The 8,734-nt window shown below is 61.9% G+C and carries 15 protein-coding genes; 6 read left to right on the plus strand and 9 right to left on the minus strand.

Translation table 11 applies throughout. The features are described 5' to 3' along the window. Window positions 1-240: DCC1-like thiol-disulfide oxidoreductase family protein (locus tag EN939_RS11415; protein WP_127268094.1), on the plus strand; the 240-nt coding region annotated here is incomplete at its 5' end. Between the two features lie 66 nt (window positions 241-306). On the opposite strand, the gene EN939_RS11420 is transcribed toward EN939_RS11415, so the two are convergent. Next, window positions 307-564, minus strand: coding sequence for a DUF2798 domain-containing protein (locus EN939_RS11420; RefSeq protein WP_127268095.1), 258 nt, complete (start codon window positions 562-564; stop codon window positions 307-309). A gap of 269 nt (window positions 565-833) precedes the next feature. On the opposite strand from EN939_RS11420, the gene EN939_RS11425 reads away from it, so the two are divergent. Then, window positions 834-1,523 (plus strand): PadR family transcriptional regulator, encoded by a 690-nt coding sequence (locus EN939_RS11425; protein ID WP_127268096.1) that lies wholly within the window; start codon window positions 834-836, stop codon window positions 1,521-1,523. Between the two features lie 112 nt (window positions 1,524-1,635). Further along, window positions 1,636-1,935, plus strand: a complete 300-nt coding sequence (locus EN939_RS11430; RefSeq protein WP_127268097.1) for an HlyU family transcriptional regulator — start codon at window positions 1,636-1,638, stop codon at window positions 1,933-1,935. A gap of 78 nt (window positions 1,936-2,013) precedes the next feature. On the opposite strand, the gene EN939_RS11435 is transcribed toward EN939_RS11430, so the two are convergent. The 5 genes from EN939_RS11435 to EN939_RS11455 form a co-directional block, all read right to left on the minus strand. After that, entirely contained in the window at window positions 2,014-2,223 is a 210-nt protein-coding gene (locus EN939_RS11435) for a hypothetical protein (protein ID WP_127268098.1), read from the minus strand. A 92-nt stretch (window positions 2,224-2,315) separates the two neighbouring features. After that, a complete protein-coding gene (locus EN939_RS11440; protein WP_127268099.1) occupies window positions 2,316-2,951 on the minus strand; it encodes an outer-membrane lipoprotein carrier protein LolA in 636 nt (211 codons plus the stop codon). A 52-nt stretch (window positions 2,952-3,003) separates the two neighbouring features. Continuing rightward, window positions 3,004-3,267, minus strand: a complete 264-nt coding sequence (locus EN939_RS11445) for a YMGG-like glycine zipper-containing protein (RefSeq protein ID WP_127268100.1) — start codon at window positions 3,265-3,267, stop codon at window positions 3,004-3,006. Window positions 3,268-3,563: 296 nt separating this feature from the next. Next, window positions 3,564-4,766, minus strand: coding sequence for an MFS transporter (locus EN939_RS11450; protein ID WP_127268101.1), 1,203 nt, complete (start codon window positions 4,764-4,766; stop codon window positions 3,564-3,566). A gap of 126 nt (window positions 4,767-4,892) precedes the next feature. After that, window positions 4,893-5,351, minus strand: a complete 459-nt coding sequence (locus EN939_RS11455; RefSeq protein WP_127268102.1) for an Lrp/AsnC family transcriptional regulator — start codon at window positions 5,349-5,351, stop codon at window positions 4,893-4,895. A gap of 170 nt (window positions 5,352-5,521) precedes the next feature. Here EN939_RS11455 and EN939_RS11460 point away from each other — a divergent pair, with 170 nt between their 5' ends. Next, the gene (locus EN939_RS11460; protein WP_127268103.1) at window positions 5,522-6,256 is read left to right on the plus strand and encodes an AzlC family ABC transporter permease; all 735 of its coding nucleotides are present in this window, start codon (window positions 5,522-5,524) and stop codon (window positions 6,254-6,256) included. After that, window positions 6,253-6,552: an AzlD family protein gene (locus tag EN939_RS11465; protein ID WP_127268104.1), complete on the plus strand. Its 300-nt coding sequence runs from the start codon at window positions 6,253-6,255 to the stop codon at window positions 6,550-6,552. The genes EN939_RS11460 and EN939_RS11465 overlap by 4 nt, the downstream gene beginning before the upstream one ends. A 20-nt stretch (window positions 6,553-6,572) precedes the next feature. Here EN939_RS11465 and EN939_RS11470 read toward each other — a convergent pair whose 3' ends face one another. From EN939_RS11470 to EN939_RS11480, 3 genes are all read right to left on the minus strand, one after another. Then, on the minus strand, window positions 6,573-6,866 hold the full coding sequence (locus EN939_RS11470) for a type II toxin-antitoxin system RelE/ParE family toxin (RefSeq protein ID WP_127268105.1): 294 nt from the start codon (window positions 6,864-6,866) through the stop codon (window positions 6,573-6,575). Between the two features lie 3 nt (window positions 6,867-6,869). After that, window positions 6,870-7,109: a CopG family ribbon-helix-helix protein gene (locus tag EN939_RS11475; protein WP_127256140.1), complete on the minus strand. Its 240-nt coding sequence runs from the start codon at window positions 7,107-7,109 to the stop codon at window positions 6,870-6,872. A gap of 170 nt (window positions 7,110-7,279) precedes the next feature. Continuing rightward, on the minus strand, window positions 7,280-7,915 hold the full coding sequence (locus EN939_RS11480; protein ID WP_127268106.1) for an FMN-dependent NADH-azoreductase: 636 nt from the start codon (window positions 7,913-7,915) through the stop codon (window positions 7,280-7,282). 111 nt (window positions 7,916-8,026) lie between these two features. On the opposite strand from EN939_RS11480, the gene EN939_RS11485 reads away from it, so the two are divergent. After that, on the plus strand, window positions 8,027-8,734 hold a 708-nt coding region (locus EN939_RS11485), incomplete at its 3' end, for a LysR family transcriptional regulator (RefSeq protein WP_164750949.1).

Raw genomic sequence — 8,734 nt, forward strand, 5'->3', positions numbered from 1 at the left:
GCGCTTACCGGACATGGCGCGTCGCTTGACGACATCCGCCGCCGGCTGCACGCCACCGATGCGGCGGGCAGGCTGCTGGTCGGCGCCGATGTCGCGATTGCCGTTTGGCAGGCAACGCCAGGCGAGGGCTGGCTGGCGATGGTGTTCGGCAATCCGTTTATCTTGCCGCTGACACGCTTTGCCTACGACCGCTTCGCCGATCTTCTCTATGCCTGGAACCGGCGCAAGGGTCGCTGGTAGCGGTTCGTCATTGATGACCGCAGGGCAAAAGGTCCGGAGGACATCTCCGGACCTTTTTCGTGTGAGCTATCGGCTGGCCGGCTCGCAGAGCGCGCCGACGATGCGGCGCACTATCGGCAGCACCAGCAGCAGCGTTGGAAACGCCACCAGCCAGGACAGGCCCCAGGCGGTCAGCCAGATGGACGGCAGCTCGGGGTGGAAGCCAAGGCTTTTCAACGTCGAGATGAACGAGACGATGAAGGTCATCAACAGCGACAGCACCAGCGGGCTGAGAACAGCGGCATAGCGCGCAGGCAGTTTCCTGCGCTGATATCTTGCATTCATTTCGGGTGTTCCCTGAAAGTGTCCGGTCCGTCGCATTGGCATCCATTCGCCGTGGCCGGCAAAATTGCCCGGAAGACCGGGTTGGGATGCGTTGCTTGACGTCAGACGCTTACGGAGCAGCCGAGGCGCTCGCCGGCCTTCTAGCGGCACGTTCCAGTGAAAGCAAGCCTCTGGCGCCGCATTCAGATACATCGTAAGATATATCTTGACTCCATCGATTGGCTTGCCTAATTAAGATATATCGTAAGATACAACTCAAGGAGCAATCAATGCACAAACATTTTGGGAACAATCATTTCGGCGAACGCATGTTCATGCACATGGCCGGCAAATTTGGTGGCAGAGGGGGCGGCGGTTTTGGCCCGTTCGGGCAGGGCGGTCGCGGTGGCGGGCGCGGCGGCCCGGGCGACATGTTCCGCGCCGGGCGCATGCTGGCCGACGGCGACCTCAAGCTGATCACGTTGTCGCTGCTGGCCGAGGCGCCGCGCCACGGTTACGACATCATCAAGGCCCTGGAAGAGCGCACCAGCGGCATTTACAGCCCGAGCCCGGGCGTGGTCTACCCGACGCTGACCTTCCTGGAAGAGGCCGGCTATGCCGCCTCCGCCGCCGACGGCAACAAGAAGGTGTTTTCGATCACCGAAGCTGGCCAGGCGCATCTCGCCGACAACCGCGAGATGATCGATGGCGTGCTCGACCATCTAGAGCGCTTCGGCCGCAAAATGGCCAAGGCGCGCGACTGGTTCGGCTGGAACGACGAGAGTGAAGAGGGCGGGCGTCGTGGCGGCCGGGGTAGCCGCGGGGATCGTTCGGAAGCGCGCGACGAATTCCGCGCAGTCCGCCACCGACTGCGCGCGGCTCTGGGTGACTTCGTCGACGCCCCGGCCGACAAGCAGGCCGAGGCGATCGCCATCCTCGAAGCCGCCGCCGAGGCGCTGGAAGCGCTGTCGCGCAAGTAAGCTCGTCCAGCCGACCGGACGCAGCCCTTGCCCGCTGGGCCAAGGACCGATAGTGAAATTCATCCCGCGTCACTCTACATGGTGCGGGATGAATGCTGTTGGAGGAAGCCCGATGTCTTTTCTGAAGCGTCTTTTCGGCGGTGGCGCCAGCGGAGCCGAAACGGCTGGACCAACAAGTGCAGCGCCAGCTAAGCAGGTCGAGCACAAGGGCTTCCTGATCAGCGCCACGCCCTACAAGGCGGATGGCCAATACCAGACGTGCGGCGTCGTCTCCAAGGAGATCGACGGTGTGGTGAAGGAACACAAATTCATCCGTGCCGACCGTTTCGCCGGGCTCGACGACGCCGTCGACATCTCGATCAAGAAGGGCATCCAACTGGTCGACGAGCAGGGCGACCGGATTTTTGGGTAGATCACCGCCACAGGTCCATGCGGGCCTTTGCGCCACGATGGACCTCTCGGTCCGGGTTGACCTACGACCGCCGGCGGATCAACTCGTCCTGGCGGGATCGATCGTCATCAGGCGGGCCCTGGCCTCGATCAGATGCCTTCTCGCGGCCCTTATCCGGCCGCACAATGCCAGATTAAGAGCGACGCCGCCTTCCTCGTCCAGCAAGTCATTCGCGCGCTTCAGAGAGTGCTCAGCTCTCCTTATGCGCAGTCTGGCGTTGGCCGCTTCGATGCTGTGAATTTCAATCATTGTGCCGCGTCCTTTGCGGTTCCGGTCCCTTCACGGATTAAACCGCCGCTGATCATATTGGTTCCGGTGCTGTGACCATTCTGCGGCCGCCGCTATTTCGTTGTGGTGTTGAATTCACGGTTCGCCGCATAATCGATAACGAAGGTGCCCTCGGGAGCGCGAACGCCCTGCTTCACATTCGATATAGTCACCGTTGTGGTAAGTCCCTTCTCGTCGGTGAGGCTCCATCTGCGCAGATCGAGCGATTTTCTGTCGAACACCATGGAGATGTTCGAATTGCCGAAAGCCGATCTGTCGGCCAGCTTGACGGTAACTTGGGCGCCGTCGTCTCTGATGCTCTTGAGGCGACTGCCGGAGAAGTCGACCTTGTTGTCGAGCAGCAGCTTCAGCGGCGTCTTCGAGAGAGCATAGAGCCGCGATGTCTTCAGTTTCCTGTTGTAAACCACCAGGGATTTACCATCCGCAATCACGCTGATCCCAGATTGGCCAGCATAATTGAACCGGATCTTGCCCGGGCGTTGGAGAAAAAACCTGCCATGTTTTCTTTCCGCCTTCGGGCCCGACTGCACGAAATCCCCTGACATAGATTTCACCGATGAGAAGTGATCGGCAATCGTCTTCGCATCAACCGGCGCGGCCGAAATCGCAATCGTGGACGCGATATTCAACGCGGCAGCGCCAACAGCGGCAAACAAGAAACCCGGCAACTTTTTGATCCGATAGGCCATTCGATTAACCCCCAAGCAGACGCGTGATCGAAGGAGATCACGCGTCTTGAGATCAGTAACCGTCCGGGCACCGTGCGACGTAAACCCGGCCGTACCGATCGCGATATCTGCACTGGCCGGCTTCGCTGGCGTGGCCGATGACCGCCCCGGCTATCGCTCCGACCGCACCGCCGACAACCGCTCCTTCCACAGGGTCTCCGGCCACCGCGGCGCCTACGGCCGCGCCACCCAAGCCGCCGACGGCGGCGCCTTGTTCGGTACGGGAGCACGCCGAGAGCGGAATGAGCAGGCTCAAAATGAGCAGCGTCTTTTTCATCGTTTCTCTCCTGAGGCTACTATTAGCCAAAGCTTAAATGCTTAAGAGAGCTTTTCGATCCATCGACCGTTGCCTGCCATTCAAGCCTGGCCGTGGCGGAGCCGCGCGCCTTCGGCTCAAATCGTACCCTCACTGGTGGACGGGTGCGCGAAGTCGTCGCTTGGTGCAAACGTTGGCCGTGGACTTCCGCACTCGCACAAGGGAGAACGGATGAAACAGAGGACAGGATCCGCGGCGAACCGAACGGGCCAGGCTGATTGCGCGCCTGGCCAGCAAGGTTTGGAAGTCGACCCGAACTAAGCCGGCTGCAGTTCCCTGCGTGGCAGTGGCGGGAACGCGATGGCGATGCCGACCGCGCCGAGCCCGATAAGAGCAGAGCCGATGAAAAGCCAGGAATAGTTGGCGTAGGCATCGAACACCATGCCGCCGGCAAGCGGTCCCAATGCCATGCCGAGGCTGAACAGCATGGTGGCGGCGCCGAACACGGTGCCGAGGATGCGCTGGCCGAAATATTCGCGCGCCAGCACCGCATAGAGCGGCATGACGCCGCCATAGGTGGCACCGAAGATAACGGCCAGCATGTAGAACTGCTCAAGCTGGCTGATCGACAGATAGGCGGCAATGACGATCGCCTGGATCGCCAGGCCCGCGATCAGCACCGGCTTGACGCCCAGCCGGTCGGCCAGCACGCCGTAGAAGAGCCGGCCGCCAAGGCCTGCCAGACCTTCGACACTGTAGATCGAGACCGCTGCCATGGGGGCGACGCCGCACAGCATGGCATAGCTGACCATATGGAAGATCGGTCCGGAATGCGCCGCGCAGCAGGCAAAGAAGGTCAGCCCGAGCACGATGAATTGCGGCGAGCGCAGCGCCTGGCTGACTGTCAGGCCGGCACCTTCGGCAACCGGCGCGGAGCCGGTGTCGACCAAGAGGGGCTTCGGCGGCTGGCGCACCAGCAGCACCACCGGCAACAGCAGCACCCAGGCGGTAATGCCGATGTCGAACATGGCGGTGCGCCAGTCATAGGCGGAGATCAACCAGCGGGCGAAGGGCGAGATCGTCATCGGCGCCACGCCCATGCCGGCCGAGACCAGTGAGACGGCAAGGCTGCGGTTGGTGTCGAACCAGCCTGTGGTCAGCGCGATCATCGGCGCAAAAAAGGCGCTTGCCGCGAGACCGACCAGGACGCCATAGGTGATCTGGAAGCTCAGCAGCGAACCGGCGCGGCTGGCCAGCACCAGCGCCAACCCGAGCAGCACCGCGCCGATCATCACGACGATGCGGGCGCCAAAACGGTCCGATATCGCGCCCCAGGCGAAGCCACCAAGGCCCATCACCAGGAAGTTGAGCGTCATGGCGCTGGAAATGCCGGCGCGCGACCAGTTGGTGTCGATCGCCATCGGCTCCAGGAATATCGCCAGCGAAAACATCGTCCCGATGGCGACACAGGACATCAGCGCGCCAGCGGCGACGATGACCCAACGATAGGAAAGGCTCATTCAAATCTCCCATGCCTAAAGGCAGCGCTGCGCGCTGCTTGCACCCGAAGGACGCCGGCACCGGGTTCGATCCTACAATCCGGTTGCATTTTTTATCCAGTTTGACGTGACGCCGTTTTCGGCAGCTCAGATCGGCAGTTCCGACGTGTATTTGATCGTCTGGCTGGGGACGTCGGTCTTGACGTTCTGCACGCCCTTGATGCGGCTCAGATGCTCCGACTGGAAGCGGCGGTAATCGTCGATGCCGGCTGCCACCACGCGCACCATGGCGTCGCAATCGCCGAGCATCAAATAGCACTCCATCACCTGCGGCAGCTTGGCGACTTCGGTGGCGAAATGCTCGATCGTGTCCTCATCCTGCGTTTTCAGCCAGATGCGGGTGAAGAAGGTGAGGCCCTTGCCGATGCTGCCGGGGTTCAGCACTGCGACGTAGCGATCGATGATGCCGGCTTCCTCCAGCAGCTTCACGCGCCGCAGGCAAGGAGAGGGCGACAGGCCGACCTCTTTGGCCAGATCGTTGTTGGCCATGCGGCCGTCGCGCTGCAGCGCCCGCAGGATCCGCTTGTCGATCTCATCCAGCTTCATGGCTCTAGATTCCATCTATTTTGAAATTAATGGCACTCAATGCCGAACCTAGTTGAAGTACAACAATATTCGCAACCATATTGCGGAGAATTGTGGGTATGTTTGCCGCCAGTGTCATGAGAGTTCAAACGCAGGGCAGCGGCGGCCGCGAGGCGCGCCAGTGGAGACACATGAGCATTTCACAGGCAGTCGAGGCGGCGGGCAATGGTTCGGGATCCGAATTCCGCCGAGGCGTGGCGTCCTGCGCGCCGGTGCTGTTCGGCACCATCCCCTATGCGCTGGTGCTTGGCGCCCAGGCCACGCAAAAAGGGCTGAGCACGGTCGAACTGTCCGCGATGACAGGGCTGAATTTCGCCGGCGGTTCGGAATTCGCGGCGATCCAATTGTGGACGTCGCCGCCGCACATCGTGCTCATCGTCGCCATCACCTTCCTGGTCAACAGCCGTCATTTGCTGATGGGTGCGGCACTGGCGCCGTTCCTGCGCCACCTGCCGCGGCGCAAGGTGTTTCCGGCGCTTTTCTTTATGTGCGACGAGAGCTGGGCGCTGGGTCTGGCCGATGCCAGACAGCGCACTGCTGCCGGCATCATGCCGGCCTTCAGCCCGCGCTACTATATGGGCGCGGCGCTGGCGATGTATCTCACCTGGGTGGTCTTCACCACGCTGGGTGCCTTGCTCGGTCCGATGCTCGGCGACGTCGGGGCCTATGGTTTCGACATGGCGTTCCCGGCTGTCTTCCTGGTGCTGATGCGCGGCATGTGGACGGGGATGGCGGCGGCGCGACCCTGGCTGGTCAGCCTGGTCGTGGCGGCACTGGTCTATCTCTTCGTTCCCGGCGCCTGGTATGTCGCCGCGGGCGCCATGTCGGGTCTGGTCGCGGCCTGGCTGATGGCGAGTGATGCATGATCGATGCAACGACCTTTTTCACCATCGTGCTGATGGCCGGCGTCACTTATCTCACGCGCATCGGCGGCTATGTCGTGCTGCGCAACCGCACACTCAGCGCCCGTGCCACGGCTGTGATGGAAGCTGCGCCCGGTTGCGTGCTGATCTCTGTCATCGCACCGGCCTTCGTGTCGAAGTCCCCGGCGGATATTCTGGCGCTGGCTGTTACGCTGGTGGCCGCCACGCGGCTTTCCATGCTGCCGACTGTGCTGATCGGAGTCGCTTCGGCGGGGTTGCTCAGGCATTTCATCGGCTAGAAAGGCAGCGGCCAGTTGGCTCAGAGGCTCTTTGGCCACTGTTGGGCGGCATGTATGACGGTAAGTATTTCGACGGCATCTTCGCTTACGCGATAGGGGACGATATATGGGATATCGGCCAAAACGAGTTCTCGCGTCGCCTTGATGCGTCCAACGCGACCCATAGCCGGCTGTTCGGTAAGCAACTCCGCTGCGGACAAGATGCGCCCAATGACACGGGCGGCAGCTTCGGGACTGTCTTTCTCGATATGCGCGCCGATTTCGCCAAGCCGACGCAAAGCCCGCTTGGTCCAACGGATTGTCTTGCGGCTCATGGATCAGCCGGCGGGCTTGACGTATTTCCCGATCACGGCGGCCAACTCTTGTTCGCTGGCGAACTCACCGCGCTCGGCCTCGGCCAATCCGGCCTCTATCTCAGCGAGTTGCCACTCTTGACGAGCTACAAAGTCTTCGATGGCCTTGGCGGCCACATAAGAGCGCGAGCGATCGAGCTTTTCGGCAAGTTGGTCGAGCCTGTTTGTCGTGTCGTCGGGGAGGCGTACGGTGAAAGCCGTCATGGTTTCGATCCACTTGGTTCATTGTGATTGTGAGTGAACCAAGGTGGATCGTCAAGTCACACCCAAAGGACTCTGGTCGCTTCGCGCTGTTTACTGTCAGGAAAACAAGCGGGGAGCGCATTGAAAAAGGGCGGGCGCCAAGCGCCTGCCCTCCAATTTAAGTCTTTTCCCTATGCGGCAGCCGCGACACCCTGGCTGGCTGCCACCACGGCATCGACCTTGGCGGTCGCCTTGGCGAGCGCTGCGGTCACCGCGTCAGGACCCATGCCGACGCCTTCGATACGGATGACATCGACATCGGTCATGCCGAGGAAGCCGAGCACGCCGCGCAGGTAGGGAATGGCGTGATCGAACTGCACGGCCGCACCTTCGGAATAGATGCCGCCCGAAGCCAGCACGATATAGACCTTCTTGCCGGTGACGAGACCCTTGGGGCCGTTCTCGCCATAGGAAAAGCTCTTGCCGGAACGAGAGATATGATCGACCCAGGACTTCAGCGTCGAGGAGATGTTGAAGTTGATGAAGCCTGTGGCCAGGATCACGGTGTCGGCAGCAAACAGCTCGTCGAGCACGACATCGGAGACGCCGACGACCTCAGCCTGGCGCGCAGTGCGCGCTTCCGCCGGCACGTAGATGCCGCTCGCGTAGTCGGCGTCGATATGAGGGAGCGGATTGGCGACGAGGTCGCGCACGACGAGCGTGTTCGACGGATCGGCGGCGACGAGCTTTTCAGCGAATTCGGTAGCGATGCGGGTCGAATGGGAGGCGGCGCCGCGCGGGCTCGAAGTGATGAGAAGAATGGACATTTTGGGCTCTCCAGCGGTTGGAATGATTTGTCCCGCCAGATATGGGACTTTCGATCCATTCAATAAACTGGTATACTTTCTATACGATCCATCTATAAGTTAGATATCACGATGCGGCCCAATCCGACGCTCGATCAACTTCAGATCTTTGTGACAGTCGCCGAAGCCGGCAGCTTCTCGGCCGCCGGCCGCAGGCTCAACCGGGCACAGTCCGTCATCAGCTACGGCATAGCCAATCTCGAGGCGCAGCTGGGGCTGAAACTGTTCGAGCGCGAGGGTACCCGCGAGCCGCAACTGACCGAGATCGGCCGGGCGATGCTGGAGGATGCGCGGCGCATGATCGGTGTGCTGCAGCGCATCCGCTCGCGCGTCGACGGCCATCATCAAGGGCTCGAGGCTGAAGTCGCGCTGTCGGTCGACGCAGCGTTGCCGTCGCCGGTGCTGGTGCGGGTGCTGAAGGCGTTCGAGGCGCAGTTTCCGACCGTGATGCTGCGCCTGCATATCGGTACGCTCGGCCTGATCCCCGATCATGTCGTCAGCGGGCAGGCCGACCTTGGCATTGGCGGCCTGCTGGGCGATGTCGATGTGCATCTCGTGCGCATCGGCTTCATGTCGATCGTGCTGGCCGCCGCGCCCAGCCATCCGCTGGCCCTGCTGCCGAAGCCGGTGGCGATCGAGGATGCGCGCGAACACACGCAGCTTGTCGTCACCGACCAGTCGGAGCGCACCAAGGGGCGCGACTTCGGCGTCTTCGCCTACCGCACCTGGCGGCTGACGGATGTGCGCACCAAGCATATGCTGATGCGCGAGGGGCTGGGT

This window comes from Mesorhizobium sp. M7A.F.Ca.CA.002.05.1.1 (genome assembly GCF_003998335.1).
Taxonomy (GTDB): domain Bacteria; phylum Pseudomonadota; class Alphaproteobacteria; order Rhizobiales; family Rhizobiaceae; genus Mesorhizobium.